The following is a 16755-nucleotide window of genomic DNA, read 5'->3' on the forward strand; positions in this document are numbered from 1 at the left end:
GGAATAACACGGCTTCTTGTGGTCCGGACACATGAAAATGTAATATGTTTTCATCCAGTACAACTTAATTATAGAGTAATAATATTTACTTTGTAAAGTAAATATTATTCTGGATCTTTATCAATTGGTTGAAAGGTTACAAATCCTTGTTTTAATGCTAGAAGGTAAAATACTTCTATTTTCCCTTCTCTAAAGTACTTATATAAAGTTATTAGAAAAACTAGAAAAGGAAAGTCACTTTATTCCTCAGTGCTTTCCTTTTCTTGTCTATAGCTTAAATTGACGTGTTAAATTATTCAGTTGCTCGGCTAATTTAGCAAGTTCTTCTGAGCTTTTTGCTACTTCCTCCATCGAACTGCTTGTCTGTTCAGAAGCTGCAGAGGTTTCCTCTACACCAGCTGCTGATTCTTCTGATATGGAGGCAATTTCCATAATATTAGCATTCATTTCTTGACTATTAGCCAAAATATCGGATAAATTGTGGGAAACCGTATTTATGTTATTTACCATACCTGTTACTGCCTTACTAATATCTTCAAAGGTTTGACTAGTCTTCTTAATTTGTCCAGTTCCTTGGGCTACTTCCTTGTAGCCACCTTCTAATGATTCTGATACACGTTGAGATTCATTCTGAATGTTCGTAACGATATTGGTAATATCCATAATAGACATGGAAACCTCTTCTGCAAGCTTTCTTACCTCGTCCGCAACTACTGCAAATCCTTTACCATGTTCTCCTGCCCTTGCTGCTTCTATTGCCGCATTAAGTGCTAATAGATTTGTTTGCTCCGATATATCTTTAATTACATATACTAGCTTCGTAATTTCTTTAGCATGAATGTCCAAGCCTTTAACACGTTGAACAGCATCATGTACAATACCATCCACTAATGCCATCTGATTTGTAGACATCTCCATTAATTTACTACCCTCGGTTGTCATTTCAAGAACTTCATTTGAATTATGTAGAGCCCCTTCCCCATTTCTGTTCGCATCTTCGACCTTAACTGTAAATGTATTCATGGCAGTAGATAAATCACTTGCATGGTTAGCTTGGGCTTCTGCCGCTGAAGCTAGTTCTTGCATTGTTACAGCTACTTGCTCGGAACCAGTCTTCACTTCATTTGTTGTTTGCGTTAATTCTTCACTATGACCGCTAACAGTCTCTGAAACGATTTGAATTTGATTTAGTAAATCTCGCATCTTACTATTCATTTCATTTGTTGCCGCAATTAGCTGTCCTGATTCATCTTGCAATTTAGTTTCTAGTGGCTTATTACTTAAATCTCCACCTGCAATTGCCTTCATTCGATTCATAACTAATCGTATAGGATTCGTAATGGAAGAAGCTGTAAATAAAGCTACTACAAGCGAAAGTATAACTATACTAATAGGTATAACAGTCTCTAGTACTAGATTCGTCTTACCACTGGCTACAATAGAGTCACCAGCATCATTTATTTCTTCTTCCATTTCAGTAGCTAGTTTTTCATACCCTTCTCTTAATTCCCTCGCAGTTACGCTATTAGCTTCCAAGTTTTTGATTGCTTGGTCCTTATTGCCTTGTTCATACTCAGCAAATACTTGTTCCTTTATAAATTGTCGCCATTCAACTGTTTGATTAATAAGCTCATCAAATTCCTTCGAATCTGCTAAACTTTTAAATAGCTCTTCATATTCTGTACCTTTCTCTGTATATTGATCAAAGATGTCTTTATATTCCTGCTTGCCAAATAGTACATATCCTCGGGCTGCAGCAATTCTGTTCGACATGGTTGAAGACATCTGTTCATTAGCTATTAATAATTGAACCTTCCTATCAACCATTTCGGTTGTTTCCTGATTCATTTTATACACCGAAATGAAATTATACACCCCTAGAAATATAACTAATATAATTACCACTGAAAATCCTAGTAGCATCTTTTGTTTTATACTTTTAAAATTTAGCATTATGCTCTCTCCTTAGTTGTCTTTAGTTTAATGTTTCTCCTATGTATAATGCCTAACTACTACCAAAATGATTAATACCTTTTCATTCCCTTCCTTTTATATGAATCAAAATACCTATATAGTATGTAAAATCTACTCTTTAATGGGTTAATTTGAATAGTTAGGAAATCTGTTTTAATTGACCATTCATATTTATAGGTATTTAGAACTAGCACTACGTAATAGTAATGCAACCTAGATATCTTTTCAACCATTAAGCATATCAGTTAACCATCTTGAAACTATCAAAAAAAGCTGTTCAAAGATCTAAACCTTTGAACAGCTTTCCTACCTAATTATATCGAATCATAAAATACTTCTTCTTCCCTCTTCTAATAATGGTAAACTTCCCTTCAATCTGATCCGCTTCCGATAATACATAGTCTAAATCCTGTTGTCTCTCACCATTAATATAAATAGCACCATTCGTAATGTCCTCTCTTGCTTGGCGCTTAGAAGACGAAATGTTCGCATTAACAAGTAAATCAACTAATCTTAAATCTTCTCTATTCATTTGGAATGTAGGTACATCCTTAAATCCTTGCTCAATTTCGCTTGCAGATAAAGCTTTAATATCCCCACTAAATAAAGAAGCTGATATTTTTTGCGCCTGCTCAACTGCCTCTTGACCATGAACCATCCTGGTAACTTCTTCGGCTAATCTAGTTTGAGCCACTCGCTTTTCTGGACGAGTGTCTACCTCCTGCTCTAATTCAACAAGAGCTTCTTCACTTAAGAAAGTGAAGTAACGTAAAAATTTCATTACATCACGGTCATCCGTATTAATCCAAAATTGATAAAATTCATAAGGACTGGTTTTCTCAGCATCTAACCAAACTGCATTACCTGCTGATTTACCAAACTTAGTTCCATCCGCTTTCGTTATGAGTGGAACCGTTAGCCCAAATACCTTTACATCTTCCTCTTCATTTTCTCGTCCACGACGTATTAATTCCATACCAGCAGTTATATTTCCCCACTGGTCACTTCCACCAATTTGTAAGGTACAATTATCCTTCATGTATAGCATTTGAAAATCTAGAGATTGAAGAATCATATAACTAAATTCCGTGAAGGAAATCCCCTGTTCGATACGTGCTGAAACAGATTCTTTTGCCAACATATAGTTAACACCAAAGTGTTTACCAGCATCACGTAGGAAGTCAATAACAGTCATGCTTCCAAGCCACTCGTAATTATTTCTAACAACCACTGGATTTTCATCTTGATCTACTTCTAGAATTTTCGAAATTTGTGCTCTTAAGCTGTCACTATAGCCCTTTACCACATCTTCTGTATTTAACGAACGTTCCGTAGAACGACCACTCGGATCTCCAATCATACCAGTTCCACCACCGACTAAAGCAATTGGTCGATGTCCAGCCTTTTGGAATCGTTTTAGCATCATGAGTGGTACTAAATGTCCGATGTGTAAGCTATCTGCTGTAGGATCAAATCCACAATATAAGGTTACTACATTTTCAGAAAGATGCTTTTCTAAACCTTCTCTATCTGTCACTTGATTAATAAGTCCTCTACGCGCCAAATCCTCTAAAATATGCATAGTTTCACCCTCCAACTTTTCTAAAAATAAAATAAAAAAACTCATTCCTCTATAATAAAGGGACGAGTTTTAACACGCGGTACCACCCTTGTTGCAATTGAAATTGCCACTTTGGGGTTGTTAACGATGACTACACCGTCTTAATTTCACCTATTTGGCTCATTAAGAATGCTCCAGAATTGTAATTCGCAAGCAAATATATACTGGTTTCCACCTACCACCAGCTCTCTTGAATAGGGATTTGCATTACTACTATTTCTATCATAGCTTTTAAATATAGTATTACTTCTTATCATATTAAATAATATTACAAAATGCAATTATTTTATTTTTCGTCTACCTACCTTTACAAGGTCTATGCTATAATTAATCTTGGTAAAATAGGGGGGTTAAACGTGGACTTTAAACAAATTCTCCATAACTTTGTAAAAAAGACAAAATCCATGTGGAGCACAGGTAAAATACAACGTGCTTCTCGAATTACATATGATGTTATTTGGAATGTTATTCTATTCTTCATTGCAATTGGAATCATCGGAATGTTCTTTGGGGTTGGAATAGGATTCGGATATTTTGCATCCTTGGTAAAAGATGAACCAATCCTATCATATGAAAACATGGAAAAAGATATTTACAATTATGAAGAAACATCAAAATTATATTTTGCAGGAGATGTATATATCGGTGATATTCAATCCGATTTACACCGTGAAGAAACAAAATTGGAAGATATCTCTCCGACTTTAATTGACGCTGTTGTTGCTACTGAGGACGAATACTTCTTTGAACATAATGGTGTTGTACCTAAGGCAATTGTCCGAGCTATAGTACAAGAAATTACCAATTCTGACCTAAAATCTGGTGGTAGTACGTTAACCCAGCAGCTAATTAAAAATCAAATTTTAACAAATGAAGTATCTTTTGAACGAAAGGCAAAAGAAATTTTATTAGCAATGCGCTTGGAACAGTTTTTTGATAAAGAACAAATATTAGAAGCATATTTAAATATTATCCCATATGGCCGTGGGCCAAATGGTCGTAATATTGCTGGAGTTCAGACCGCAGCTAGAGAAATTTTTGGCATAAATGCAAATGAAGTAAATTTACCTCAGGCTGCCTTTTTAGCTGGATTACCGCAGAGCCCATCATACTATACTCCATTTGAAACTGGTGGTGGATTAAAAAGTAAAGAAGGTATAGAGCCTGGTATAAATCGTATGAAGGTTGTTCTAAGCCGTATGTACGAGTTAAATTACATTACCGAAGATGAGTACAACAAAGCAATTAATTATGATATTACTGCAGATTTCGTCTCAGAATCCGAGTCACCAATGGAAAAATATCCTTACCTAACATTTGAATTGGAGAAACGAGCAAAAGAAATTATTATGTATATACTAGCTGAAAAGGATGGATATTCAAAAGAGGACTTAGCAGAAAATAATGAACTTCGTGAACAGTATATGATTCTTGCAAATCGAGACTTACGTAGAAATGGTTATAATATTCACTCCACGATTGATAAGGATATTTATGATGCATTTCAAGAGGTGGCAAAAAACTTTAAACATTATGGACCAGATTGGACCGGTAAGGTGAAGGATCCAATTACTGGTGAAGAGAAACGGATTACTCAGCGCGTTGAGGCTGGTGCCATTCTTATTGAAAACAATACTGGAAGAATAATTAGCTTCTTAGGTGGACGTGGGTTTAGTTTAGAAAATCAAGTAAATTATGCTACTGGAGCAATACGCCCCAATGGTAGTACCATGAAGCCTTTACTAGTATATGCCCCTGCGATGGAAATGGGTATCGTTCAACCAGGTACTCCTGTTGCGGACGTAAAAACTACGTTTATTGCTGGTGGAAAGCCATATAATCCAAATAACTTTGACTATAAATTTCATGGACTCCTTTCGGTACGGGCAAATTTAAAGGATTCCTATAATATTCCAGCAATTAAGGTATATACACAAATCATGAATGATAACATCGTTGATAAATATCTTCGGAAAATGGGGATAACATCAATCATGGATAACGAGTATGGGAACCCTGCTTTGGCAATTGGCGGAACAACCTATGGTATATCCATTGAAGAAAATACGAATGCCTATGTTACTTTTGCAAATGGAGGTAAGTTTGTAGATGCATACATGATTGACAAGATTACCACACAGGATGGAGAAGTAATTTTTGAACAAAAGAGTGAACCTGTGGATGTATTTTCTCCGCAAACAAGTTATTTAACGTTAGATATGATGCGAGATGTTATTTCAAATGGTTCTGCAGCATATCTTCCATCACAGCTAAAATACAAGAATGTTGATTGGGCTGGAAAAACTGGTACTTCACAAAATACACAGGACGTACATTTTGTAGCTAGCAACCCAAATGTTACGATGGGCGCTTGGCTAGGATATGATATTCCTCAATCATTAGTATGTAATAGCTGTCAATTGTACCATGGCGATCGAAATATAAAACTATGGGCAGAGCTTATAAATGCTGCCTCAGATATACGACCAGACTTAGTAGCACCTAGCAAAAGATTTCAACAGCCATCTGGAATAGTATCTCGAAATATTTGTGCTACATCTGGAATGCTTCCATCTAAATTATGTTCACAGGTAGGACTTGTTTCCAGTGATATATTTAATGTTAATTTTGTACCAACAAAGGTAGATGATAGTTTAATCCAAGGATCCTATGTTCTCGTGGATGGTAAGGCAGTTCCCGCAGGACCAAATACGCCAAAAGAATTCGTTCAAGATGATGGGGTTTCTTTTAATCCAGATTGGTTAAAACGTAACGGTTATGATCTCTTAAAGGATATAACACAGCTGTATCCTTCATTTAGAAAGGAAGCATGGGAAAAAGTAAGTATGCCAAGCATAAAAGGACTAAGCACCATAGTAAATGACGATGGAAAAGCTCCAACTGTTCCGACATCCTTAAAAAACAGTGGTCGTGCACTAACCTGGACGGCTTCAAAGAGCAAAGATGTCATTGGATATCGAATCTATCGTGCGTCAGAGCCAGGTGAAGAATTTAAGCTAATCGGAATTTCCGTTGAGACAAAATTTAATGCTCCTAGTGGTAATGGTGTCTATGTTGTAAAAGCAGTCGATTATTTTGGTTTAGAATCAGCCGCATCCAATGAATTAATCATAGGAAAATTCACGAAACCTGATGATTCTAAGAAACCAGATCCTCCAAAAGGAGAACAAGACCCAGATCCAGATAAGGAGGAACCAGCAACTGGTGATGATGATAATGGTTCAGATAATAATGACCCTGAGAACGGGAGCGAGAATGGAAACGACAATACAAATGGACGAGGCAACAATGGCAGAGACTAAGAAGAGGGTTTATAGCCCTCTTCTTTTTTACATTGGTTAGCTATATGCTTTTTTAACTATTCCATTACATCCATTAGAAAAAGACTAAAAATTAGCACGATAATACGGTATAATAAAAGCAATAATTGATAAATCGGTGGTGGAGAGTATCCAATGGAGCATTTGAAAACGCAATTCAGAAAGGAACTTCATATAAAAGATGAAGCAATCATTATTGAGGGTCCTATATCAACACCTTCCTTAATGAATTATCACTTTCACGAAAACTTAACTTCATTTAGACCTGCTACAAAGCAATTTCAAGCAATATTGAGCATTGCTGATTTATCAGAAGGCCGAATTATCATTGCTAGGACAGATAACACCATCATTGGATACGTAACCTATCTGTACCCAGATCCATTGGAAAGATGGTCTACTTTCCAAATGAAGGAATTAATAGAGTTGGGTGCAATTGAAGTAATCCCAGAATATCGTGGGAGTGGCATTGCCTCAAATTTACTAAAGGTTTCTATGATGGATGAGTTTATGGAAAACTATATAGTAATTTCAACTGAGTATTACTGGCACTGGGATCTAAAAGGGACAAATTTAAGTGTTTGGGAATATCGGAAGGTGATGGAAAAAATGATGGCTGCTGGAGACCTGTTACCTGCGCCGACTGATGACCCTGAGATTATTTCCCATCCAGCAAATTGTTTAATGGTTCGTATCGGAAAAAATGTTTCGGAGGATTCCATTAAACAATTTGAAACACTGCGATTTTTAAAACGCCATCAATTACGTGACATGAGGGAGGGTTTATAATGCATGTAGAGGAGATTATGAAGCAAGATGTAATTACACTTCAACCCACAGATTCTATCGTAACTGCCCATCAGCTGCTCCTTGCTCACCGAATAAGACATATCCCGATAGTTGATGAGGATTATTCTATTGTTGGTATCGTATCCGATCGTGATATTCGTGATGCAAGTCCTTCTATTTTTTCGGCAGACGAGAACCAAGATATTCTCAATAAAAACATTGCAACCATTATGAAATCCCCTGTTATTACGGTACATCCTTTAGACTTTGTTGAAGAGGTTGCTCGTATATTTTATGACCATGAAATTGCTTGTTTACCCGTTGTAAGTAATGGTGTGCTAGTTGGAATCATTACTGAAAAAGACTTATTATATACATTAATCCAACTAACAGGAACACATATTCAAGGATCACATATTGAAGTGAAGGTCCCAAATAGACCTGGTATCCTTCCTGAGGTAGCATCTGTTTTTGGGAACCGTGGATTAAACATTTCATCTGTATTAGTTTACCCATATAAAAATAATCCTGAATATAAAATATTAGTTTTTCGAATTCAAACGATGAATCCACTTCCTATCATTCGTGACTTGCGTCAAGCAGGCTATGAATTAATGTGGCCAAATAATATTCCGGAGCCAAAATTATGAGTAAATTAAATAGATTTGTCTATGATGAGCACTTATTAAGCTATCACTTTCATGAAGAACATCCTTTTAATCAAAAGCGTGTGCTGTTAACAAAAGAGTTACTAGAAGATGCAGGCCAACTGAATCATGAAAATATCATAAAGCCGCGGATTGCAACTGAAGAAGAAATTGCTTTAATTCACGACAATAGCTTTATCCATGCTGTAAAATCAGCCAATACATTAACAAAAGAGCAATTATTAAAGTATGGGCTAGCTACAGAGGATACCCCTGTATTCCCAAACATGCATGATGCAACCTCACGCATAGTAGGAGCTACTCTTACGGCAGTTGATGCTGTCTTAAAAGATGGTGCAAAAACAGCAGTGAATTTTTCCGGGGGGCTCCATCACGGTTTAAAACATAAAGCCTCTGGATTCTGTATTTATAATGATGCTGCTATTGCCATCCAATATATTCGTAAAAACTACAATTTAAGGGTACTTTATGTAGATACTGATGCCCATCATGGTGATGGAGTACAATGGGCTTTTTATGAGGATCCAAATGTTTGTACGTTTTCAATCCATGAGACTGGAAGATATTTATTTCCTGGAACAGGGAATGTAACAGAAAGAGGAATTAAGGAAGGTCACGGCTTCAGTTTTAATTTACCAATTGATGCATTCACCCAAGACGAATCTTTTATTCAAATCTATGAGACTGCCTTATATGAAATAGCAGATTATTTTAAACCGGATATTTTAATTACACAAAATGGTGCTGATGCCCATTATTATGACCCACTGACGCATTTATGTGGATCCATGGCAATTTATGAGAAAATACCGAGAATCGCACTAGAAGTTGCAAATAAATATTGTGATGGGAAATGGATTGCACTAGGTGGTGGCGGCTATGATATATGGCGAGTAGTTCCACGAGCATGGTCGCAGGTTTGGAATGTAATGAAGGATGGAAAAACTGTAAGCGGTTTATTGCCAGAAAAGTGGATAGCGAAATGGCAAGAGCAAACAACAGAGCTATTACCCAAAACCTGGAATGATCCAATACAAGACATTCCATGCATCCCAAGAAAAAAAGAAATTGAGGAAAAAAATCAAAATGCCCTCTCTCAATTGCTAAAATATACGAAAGTTAAAAGGAGTTGATCATCAACTCCTTTTAACTTTCTTGGCTTTTCTCTAAGATTACAATTTCTACCCGTCTATTTTTACTTCGATTTGTCGATGAATCATTTGTAGCAACTGGACGAGTATCACTATACCCTGCTATTGCAAAACGTTCTTCAGACAATCCATTTTCATCTACTAGAAAGCGAACAACACTACTTGCCCTTGCTCCAGATAACTCCCAATTAGATGGATAACGGTAGCTTGACATTGGAACATTATCGGTATGTCCCTCCACCTTTATCTGATTATCAATCTGTGATAACAGATTTCCAACCTTCGTTAAAAATGGTAAAGCCGAAGGTAATATATCTGCTTCACCTGGGTCAAATAATATACTATCCTGCAACACTAAGACAACACCACGTTCTGATCGATTAGCAGAAACCACGTTATTTAATTCATTTTGGTCTAAGTAATTCTCTACCTCAACCATTAAGTCATCTAGTGTATCTTTCGTTTGATTAGTGTCAGTAGATCCACCAATTTCTTTGTCCTTCGTTGAACTGGCATTTTCAAAACCATTGGCTGTTTGTCCTTTTTCTTCGCCACTTGTATTTCCAGTTGAATTTTCCGTTGGTACAGCTGAAGAGGAAAAATCAAAGATCATTCGATTTCGAAATGATTCAGAAATCTCTTCGAACTTTGCTGCGTCAATTTGTGACATAGAGAATAATAAAATGAAAAAGACTAAAATTAATGTCACCATATCTGAATAAGTTACCATCCATTTTGGTGCACCTTTATCAATCCTTTTTCTTCTTTCTCTACGCTTCATTTAGGCCCTCCCCCACGAATGTAGATTTTTCATCGTTCCATTGCTTTAATTTGGAATCCTTAGCGAGGAAAGCACTAAGTTTTTCTTCCAATATTCGTGGATTTTGACCAGATTGTACGCCAATTATACCTTCAATAATAATTTGTTTGATAAAAATTTCCTCTTCCGTTTTGTTTTCTAATTTACTCGCTACAGGGATAAAAAAGAGATTTGCTAGGACTGTACCATATAAGGTTGTCAATAATGCAACAGCCATGCTAGGACCTAATGAAGATGGATCCTGAAGATTATTTAACATCAATACAAGACCTATTAATGTTCCAATCATTCCCCAAGCAGGGGCATAATCACCACATTTCACTAGTATCATACGACCACGTTCATGACGTTCTTCCATTGCCGTAATCTCAGCATTCATAATATCATGGATGACCTCAGGCTCGACCCCGTCAACTGCTAATAATATTCCTTTATTAATAAATTCATCCTCAACATCTTCTACTTCATTTTCCAAAGCCAAAATTCCTTCTCTTCTAGCTTTTTCAGATAAACGAATAAAAAGCTTAATAAGATCTGGTAGTTTGCGTTCATTTTGATTAAAGGATTCCTTCAACACTCTGCCTGTTAATTTTATCTGTTCAACATTGAAGTTAATCAGCAATGATCCGATTACCCCTCCTATTACAATTAGAATAGAAGCAACGTCTAGAAAAGATACAAAGCCTTGTACTCCGGCATTTGCTAATATCGCAAGCATGATTATTACAAAGCCAACAGTAATGCCAATAGGAGTTAAAAAATCCCGTTTTCTCATATTCTCGCTCCCCAAAATTTTGGTTTCTATATTTTTAGCGACATAATTTTACTTCGTTGAGTTTCTTTCGATAAGACGATGTGGTAATACTACTTTTTTCTCTTCTACTTCTTCCTTGTTCATATACTTCGTTAATAAACGCATCGCTACCGCACCAATATCGTACATTGGTTGTACAACCGTAGATAGGGTTGGCCGCACCATGTAGGCTAGCTTTGTATTATCAAAACCAAAAACCTCAATATCTTCAGGGACCTTATACCCTAAATCCTGTGCCCCATGAATGGCACCTAGAGCTATTTGATCTGATGCAGCAAAAATAGCAGTTGGCTTATCATTTAAGTTCATAAACTTATTAACCGCATTGATTCCTGACTCGTACGTATATTCTCCACGCACAATAAAATCATCAGTTGGTGTTATCGATGATTCCTCTAGTGCACGTAAATATCCCTTATATTTCAAATCATTAATGGTATATTCTTCTTTCCCGGAAATAAATGCAACCTTCTTATTACCTTTATCAATGAGATACTTAGTAGCTTCATATCCAGCAGCCTCATAATCAATATTCACAGAAGGAATTGTATCCGAGTCATCTAACGTTGCTGCCAATACTACCGGAACAGATGCAGATGAGAATTCATGAACATGTTCTTCTGAGATATTACCACCCATAAAGATGATTCCATCCACTTGTTTTTCTAGCATCGTGTTAATTAATTGAAGTTCCTTATCTTTATTTTGATCTGAATTACTTAATATAATGTTGTATTTATACATGGTTGCAATATCCTCAATACCTCGAGCTAATTCTGCAAAAAAGATGCTCGATATATCAGGAATAATTGCCCCTACTGTTGTCGTCTTTTTACTTGCAAGACCACGTGCAACTGCATTAGGTCGATATCCTAACCGTTCAATTGTTGCTAAAACCTTTTTTCGTGTTGTTGGTTTAACATTTGGATTTCCATTAACAACACGGGAAACCGTTGCCATTGAAACATTTGCCTCTCTCGCTACATCATATATTGTTACTGTCATAACCATTACCTCCTCTAATCCGTTCTATCATATAAGATACGCAATAACTATTAATTATCATACTCTACCATGTAAAAAAATACAAAAATATTTATCATTTAAATGGAACTTCTTCTAAGCAAAATTTGATGGAAAATAGCAAAAAGCATCCCACCTGTACAAGGGGAATGCCACTATTTATTCATAACTATGAATCGTTGCAGCAAAATTCGACAATTCGTCAATGAAATGATTAAAGGTTGGAATATCCATCTGTTGTAAAGAATCCGATAAGGCAACAGCAGGGTCTGGATGTACCTCTGCCATAACACCATCAGCACCGATTGCGATTGCTGCCCTTGCAGTAGGAATGAGTAAATCACGTCTTCCAGTAGAATGGGTAACATCAACCATTACAGGTAAATGAGTTTCCTTTTTTAGAATTGGCACTGCAGAAATGTCTAACGTATTTCTTGTTGCCGTCTCATAGGTTCTGATTCCTCTTTCACAAAGTATAATATTACCATTACCTCTTGAAATGATATATTCTGCAGCATTTATAAATTCAGAGATAGTTGCAGATAGACCACGCTTTAAGAGAACTGGCTTGTTCACCTCACCTGCAGCTTTTAACAGCTCAAAGTTTTGCATATTTCTAGCACCAATTTGAATCACATCTACATACTCTAATGCTTCTTCAATATGTGCTGGATTTACAATTTCACTTACAACTGCTAAATCAAACTCATTAGCAACCTGACGAAGAATCTGTAAACCCTCTATTCCAAGCCCTTGAAAATCATAAGGAGATGTACGCGGTTTAAATGCTCCACCACGGAATAGTTTTATTCCTTTGCTTTTGACAGCTTGAGCAACTTCTTTCACTTGTTCATAGGTTTCGACAGCACAAGGTCCCATTACAAAATGAACCTTCCCATCCCCGATCAATTCTCCATTAATATCAATAACCGTGTTTTCTGGTTTTCTTTTTCTAGACACTAAAAGTTCTTTTCGATCGTCGTCCTCTATTAGCTCAAGACCCGCCTTGAATATTTCCTTGAAGATATGCTCAATGGTAGAATTTTCAAAAGGACCATTATTAAATTTTATCAGCTGATCAAGCATTTGTCTCTCACGCACTGGATCAAATCTATTCATACCTTGCTTATTCTTAATTTGACCAATTTGTTTTACAATAGCTGCTCGTAAATTCACAAGCTCTAGCAATTGTAAATTTACGTCATCAAGACGTTCACGTAACTGGTCTAACTCATTGAATTTCATATTAAAGCCTCCTGAACGGAAAGAAAACATTATCAAACATTATTTTACATAATGTGACACAATTATAGCGAATAATTTTCTCTTTGTCATCTTTCAGTTATAATAAAGAATAGTAAAATAGTTAGTCAGTGGATATTTAGCGTTTGACTTTAGGGGGATTAACAGATGAAAAACGAACCTATATTTGCATTAGACATTGGTACACGTTCCGTTACTGGGATTCTATTAGAAGAGCATGGTTCGAATTATACATTAATTGACTATTGTGTCCAAGAACATAAGGTCAGGTCCATGCTTGATGGACAAATTCACAACGTTGTGGAAGTAGCAGAGATTATTCGGGAAGTAAAGGAAGCCCTTGAAAAAAGTTCTGGAACATTACATAAGGTTTGTGTGGCAGCTGCTGGTAGATCCTTAAAAACAGTCGTATCTCAAGCAACGATAGAGCTGAATCAAAAGCCTATTAGTGACTTTGAAACCATAAAACATTTAGAATTAAGTGCGGTTCATACAGCACAATTAAAAGTAGCTTCAGAATCTTCAAGTGATTTTTCTAATTATTATTGTGTAGGTTATTCTGTCTTGTACTATAAAATTGATGAAGAGAACATTGGTTCACTTATTGACCAAAGTGGGCAAACTGCCACTGTAGAAGTAATTGCGACCTTCTTACCAAAGGTTGTAGTGGAATCATTAATTTCTGCATTAAATAGAGCTGGTTTAGAAATGGAAGCATTAACATTAGAACCAATTGCTGCCATTCAAGTACTAATACCTGAATCGATGAGACGACTAAATGTTGCATTAGTTGATATTGGTGCTGGAACTAGTGATATTGCTATTACGAATAGTGGAACAATTAGTGCTTACGGAATGGTACCGATTGCTGGTGATGAAATTACTGAAGCGGTTAGCGATCAGTACTTGCTAGATTTCCCCTTAGCTGAGGAAACAAAACGGACAATTGTAAACACTGGAAAAGCTATTGTAGCTGATATTTTAGGTTTTGAGTCTACGATTACTTATGAAGACTTAGTTCAACGTGTTGATGATAGCATTAATAAATTGGCATCCTCTATTTCCGAGGAAATATTACGACTGAACGGAGCACAACCAAAAGCGGTGATGCTTATTGGGGGCGGGAGTCAAACTCCAGAGTTCACCAAAAGGCTGGCAAATAAACTACAGCTCCCCGAGAACCGTGTTGCTATACGGGATATCCAAGCTATTCAATCACTAGATAAGACAGAAAACCTACCACAAGGGCCAGATTTTGTGACCCCAATTGGTATTGCTATAGCTGCAAAACAGAATCCAGTACATTATATATCGGTTAAGGTTAATCAAAAAGTAATTCGCATGTTTGAGATGAAGCAATTAACCATCGGAGATTGCTTAGTGCATGCTGGAATTGAAATAAATAAATTATATGGAAAGCCTGGATTAGCTAAAGTCATTACCTTGAATGGAAAGCAGATTACCTTACCAGGTAATTTCGGTAAAGCACCTACCCTTTTATTAAATCAAGAACAAGCTACTGTTGACACAATCATCCAAAATGGAGATGAAATTGTAATTAAGAAAGGTATGGACGGCGAACAACCAACACTTACGTTGGAGGAATTAATTGGTGAAGTCCCTACCATATTAATTCATTTTAATGGAAAACCGTATGAATTGAAAACTCAATACTACGTAAACAACAGTCTACAACAAAAAGAATATATGGTATGTGACAGAGATGAGATAGTACTTACTACACCAAAAACTATTAAGGAATTTCTATCTTCAATAAGTGGAATAAAGCTCCCGACGAATGAGGAGTTCATTGTTTTCGTCAACAATAAACCGGTAAATCTCGGATTAGCTGAGTCAACATTAACTGTCAATGGTAAGGCTACAAGTCTTGAATATAAATTAAGAGCCAATGATGATCTGCGTATCACTACAGATAATACAGTTACAGTGAAAGAGGTTATTGAAAAGCTCCAAATTGATTTATATACTGAGTTGCATGTTTCATTTAACCATGAAAAGATTACCATGAAACAGCCAAAGGTTGCTATTAAAAGGAATAATGTGATTTTAACCGAAGATACTATTCTCTACCCGAACGATCGTTTATCATTAGAAGAGAAAAAACAGGAAATGTTTATTTTTCAGGATGTTTTCAGATATGTGGATATTGATCTAACCCAGGCGAATGGCAAATTCACTCTGACAAAAAATGATCTCCCCACTACCTTCTATGAACCAATTGAAGCTGGAGATAGGTTAGCGATTATTTGGAACTAAAGAAAAAGCTGTAGCCTTTTTATCTTAGCTACAGCTTTTTTTAAATCCTAATTTTATATTCGGATCTTTCCATCTGCGCTTATTCATCGAATGAATTCTAGCGTTCTCGAATATCCTGAATTTTTGCTTGAACATTGGAAGTAACATGTTGGGTCTTCTCTTTTAATTGTGAACCTTTTTGTGTAGCAATATCTAGCCATTCCTGACTTTTAGATTGTGCAATATCTTTCCACTCAAGTCCTTTTGCTTGAGCGATATCCTTCCATTCTGTTGCACGTTCCTTTACCTGCATGGCACCTTGGTTTATATCACTACGTAACTCTTTACCAGATTTAGGTGCAAATAACAGTGCTAAGCTCGCTCCTACTGCTGCACCAATTATCGTGCCTATTATGAAATCTCTTCCATTATTATCTGCCATGATAATTCCTCCCTATTATTTTCTCTTTTTAATTAAATCAAATAGAGCAGCACCCCATGTTACGGCTTGAGACGCCTTATCCTGATTTTCAGCAGCTGCCCTGGAAATACTTGAGGAAAATTGTTTTAATGTTAGATTAAGATCTTGTACTGTTTCGCCGATACCTTTTGCACCATCAAATAAACCATCCAACTTTGCCGTTTTTTGACTGAAATCATCAGCAAGTTTGTTTGTCTTATGCAGGAGCTGTGTTGTCTCAGAAGTAATTCCTTCAAGTTGCTTTTCTAAGCCTTCTAACGTATTTGCCACATTATTTAATGTTCTTGTTGATGCCTTTAATGTCATTGCTAAGTATATTACTAGCACTGCAAAAGCAACGGCAGCAATGATTGCAGCAATGTATAACAAAATTTCCATAACGACGACCATTCCTTTCTTGGTAACTTGTGAATTGCCAATATGCAAGTGCTTGTTTATTAACACTTTCCCTAATAATTCGACATTTAAACATTGGCATTGTAAAAACAATTCTTTATTAGTATATCACCATTATAGGCTTTTCTATCATAAATTTCGAATAAAAAGTAGAAAAC

At 36.2% G+C, this 16755-nt stretch carries 13 protein-coding genes and 1 other annotated feature; of the genes, 5 read left to right on the plus strand and 8 right to left on the minus strand.

All coding sequences use genetic code 11. The features are described from left to right. Nucleotides 1-267: 267 nt before the first annotated feature. Together HNR27_RS08605 and tyrS are read right to left on the minus strand one after the other, a co-directional pair. Nucleotides 268-1953 (minus strand): methyl-accepting chemotaxis protein, encoded by a 1686-nt coding sequence (locus HNR27_RS08605; RefSeq protein WP_429339472.1) that lies wholly within the window; start codon nucleotides 1951-1953, stop codon nucleotides 268-270. Nucleotides 1954-2284: 331 nt separating this feature from the next. Beyond that, the gene (tyrS, locus tag HNR27_RS08610; RefSeq protein ID WP_429339473.1) at nucleotides 2285-3556 is read right to left on the minus strand and encodes a tyrosine--tRNA ligase; all 1272 of its coding nucleotides are present in this window, start codon (nucleotides 3554-3556) and stop codon (nucleotides 2285-2287) included. Nucleotides 3557-3611: 55 nt separating this feature from the next. Then, nucleotides 3612-3830, minus strand: a binding site (T-box leader). Between the two features lie 121 nt (nucleotides 3831-3951). Here tyrS and HNR27_RS08615 point away from each other — a divergent pair. The 4 genes from HNR27_RS08615 to HNR27_RS08630 all read left to right on the plus strand — a co-directional run bounded on the left by HNR27_RS08615 (nucleotide 3952) and on the right by HNR27_RS08630 (nucleotide 9526). Further along, nucleotides 3952-6918, plus strand: a complete 2967-nt coding sequence (locus HNR27_RS08615; protein ID WP_429339474.1) for a transglycosylase domain-containing protein — start codon at nucleotides 3952-3954, stop codon at nucleotides 6916-6918. A 153-nt stretch (nucleotides 6919-7071) separates the two neighbouring features. After that, the gene (locus tag HNR27_RS08620; protein ID WP_429339475.1) at nucleotides 7072-7725 is read left to right on the plus strand and encodes a GNAT family N-acetyltransferase; all 654 of its coding nucleotides are present in this window, start codon (nucleotides 7072-7074) and stop codon (nucleotides 7723-7725) included. Then, complete coding sequence (locus tag HNR27_RS08625; RefSeq protein ID WP_212922293.1) at nucleotides 7725-8375, plus strand: acetoin utilization AcuB family protein; 651 nt, start codon at nucleotides 7725-7727, stop codon at nucleotides 8373-8375. The genes HNR27_RS08620 and HNR27_RS08625 overlap by 1 nt, the downstream gene beginning before the upstream one ends. Next, a complete protein-coding gene (locus HNR27_RS08630) occupies nucleotides 8372-9526 on the plus strand; it encodes an acetoin utilization protein AcuC (RefSeq protein WP_429339476.1) in 1155 nt (384 codons plus the stop codon). Before HNR27_RS08625 ends, HNR27_RS08630 begins: the two co-directional genes overlap by 4 nt. Nucleotides 9527-9539: 13 nt before the next feature. On the opposite strand, the gene motS is transcribed toward HNR27_RS08630, so the two are convergent. From motS to HNR27_RS08650, 4 genes are all read right to left on the minus strand, one after another. After that, on the minus strand, nucleotides 9540-10325 hold the full coding sequence (motS, locus tag HNR27_RS08635) for a flagellar motor protein MotS (protein WP_429339477.1): 786 nt from the start codon (nucleotides 10323-10325) through the stop codon (nucleotides 9540-9542). After that, complete coding sequence (motP, locus tag HNR27_RS08640) at nucleotides 10315-11139, minus strand: flagellar motor protein MotP (RefSeq protein ID WP_429339478.1); 825 nt, start codon at nucleotides 11137-11139, stop codon at nucleotides 10315-10317. Before motP ends, motS begins: the two co-directional genes overlap by 11 nt. Nucleotides 11140-11187: 48 nt before the next feature. Beyond that, on the minus strand, nucleotides 11188-12183 hold the full coding sequence (ccpA, locus tag HNR27_RS08645; protein ID WP_429339479.1) for a catabolite control protein A: 996 nt from the start codon (nucleotides 12181-12183) through the stop codon (nucleotides 11188-11190). Between the two features lie 177 nt (nucleotides 12184-12360). Further along, on the minus strand, nucleotides 12361-13446 hold the full coding sequence (locus tag HNR27_RS08650) for a bifunctional 3-deoxy-7-phosphoheptulonate synthase/chorismate mutase (RefSeq protein ID WP_429339480.1): 1086 nt from the start codon (nucleotides 13444-13446) through the stop codon (nucleotides 12361-12363). A 165-nt stretch (nucleotides 13447-13611) separates the two neighbouring features. Here HNR27_RS08650 and HNR27_RS08655 point away from each other — a divergent pair, with 165 nt between their 5' ends. Next, nucleotides 13612-15741 carry a cell division protein FtsA gene (locus HNR27_RS08655; protein ID WP_429339481.1) on the plus strand — a complete coding sequence of 710 codons (2130 nt, stop codon included), beginning with the start codon at nucleotides 13612-13614 and terminating at the stop codon, nucleotides 15739-15741. 97 nt (nucleotides 15742-15838) lie between these two features. Here the strand turns inward: HNR27_RS08655 and HNR27_RS08660 are convergent, their stop codons facing one another. Both HNR27_RS08660 and HNR27_RS08665 read right to left on the minus strand, forming a co-directional pair. Next, nucleotides 15839-16162, minus strand: a complete 324-nt coding sequence (locus HNR27_RS08660) for a YtxH domain-containing protein (protein ID WP_212922286.1) — start codon at nucleotides 16160-16162, stop codon at nucleotides 15839-15841. 15 nt (nucleotides 16163-16177) lie between these two features. After that, entirely contained in the window at nucleotides 16178-16579 is a 402-nt protein-coding gene (locus HNR27_RS08665) for a DUF948 domain-containing protein (RefSeq protein ID WP_212922285.1), read from the minus strand. Nucleotides 16580-16755 lie beyond the last annotated feature (176 nt).

The sequence above is a fragment of the Ornithinibacillus bavariensis genome, assembly GCF_050433565.1.
GTDB classification, from domain to species: domain Bacteria; phylum Bacillota; class Bacilli; order Bacillales; family Amphibacillaceae; genus Ornithinibacillus; species Ornithinibacillus bavariensis.

Bases quoted from the DNA above. Each gene is read 5' to 3' on its own strand.
- HNR27_RS08650 (WP_429339480.1), bottom strand. From the start codon at position 13,446: ATGAAATTCAATGAGTTAGACCAGTTACGTGAACGTCTTGATGACGTA.
- motS (WP_429339477.1), bottom strand. From the start codon at position 10,325: ATGAAGCGTAGAGAAAGAAGAAAAAGGATTGATAAAGGTGCACCAAAA.
- motP (WP_429339478.1), bottom strand. From the start codon at position 11,139: ATGAGAAAACGGGATTTTTTAACTCCTATTGGCATTACTGTTGGCTTT.
- HNR27_RS08620 (WP_429339475.1), top strand. From the start codon at position 7,072: ATGGAGCATTTGAAAACGCAATTCAGAAAGGAACTTCATATAAAAGAT.
- tyrS (WP_429339473.1), bottom strand. From the start codon at position 3,556: ATGCATATTTTAGAGGATTTGGCGCGTAGAGGACTTATTAATCAAGTG.
- HNR27_RS08665 (WP_212922285.1), bottom strand. From the start codon at position 16,579: ATGGAAATTTTGTTATACATTGCTGCAATCATTGCTGCCGTTGCTTTT.
- HNR27_RS08605 (WP_429339472.1), bottom strand. From the start codon at position 1,953: ATGCTAAATTTTAAAAGTATAAAACAAAAGATGCTACTAGGATTTTCA.
- HNR27_RS08660 (WP_212922286.1), bottom strand. From the start codon at position 16,162: ATGGCAGATAATAATGGAAGAGATTTCATAATAGGCACGATAATTGGT.
- HNR27_RS08625 (WP_212922293.1), top strand. From the start codon at position 7,725: ATGCATGTAGAGGAGATTATGAAGCAAGATGTAATTACACTTCAACCC.
- HNR27_RS08630 (WP_429339476.1), top strand. From the start codon at position 8,372: ATGAGTAAATTAAATAGATTTGTCTATGATGAGCACTTATTAAGCTAT.
- ccpA (WP_429339479.1), bottom strand. From the start codon at position 12,183: ATGACAGTAACAATATATGATGTAGCGAGAGAGGCAAATGTTTCAATG.
- HNR27_RS08655 (WP_429339481.1), top strand. From the start codon at position 13,612: ATGAAAAACGAACCTATATTTGCATTAGACATTGGTACACGTTCCGTT.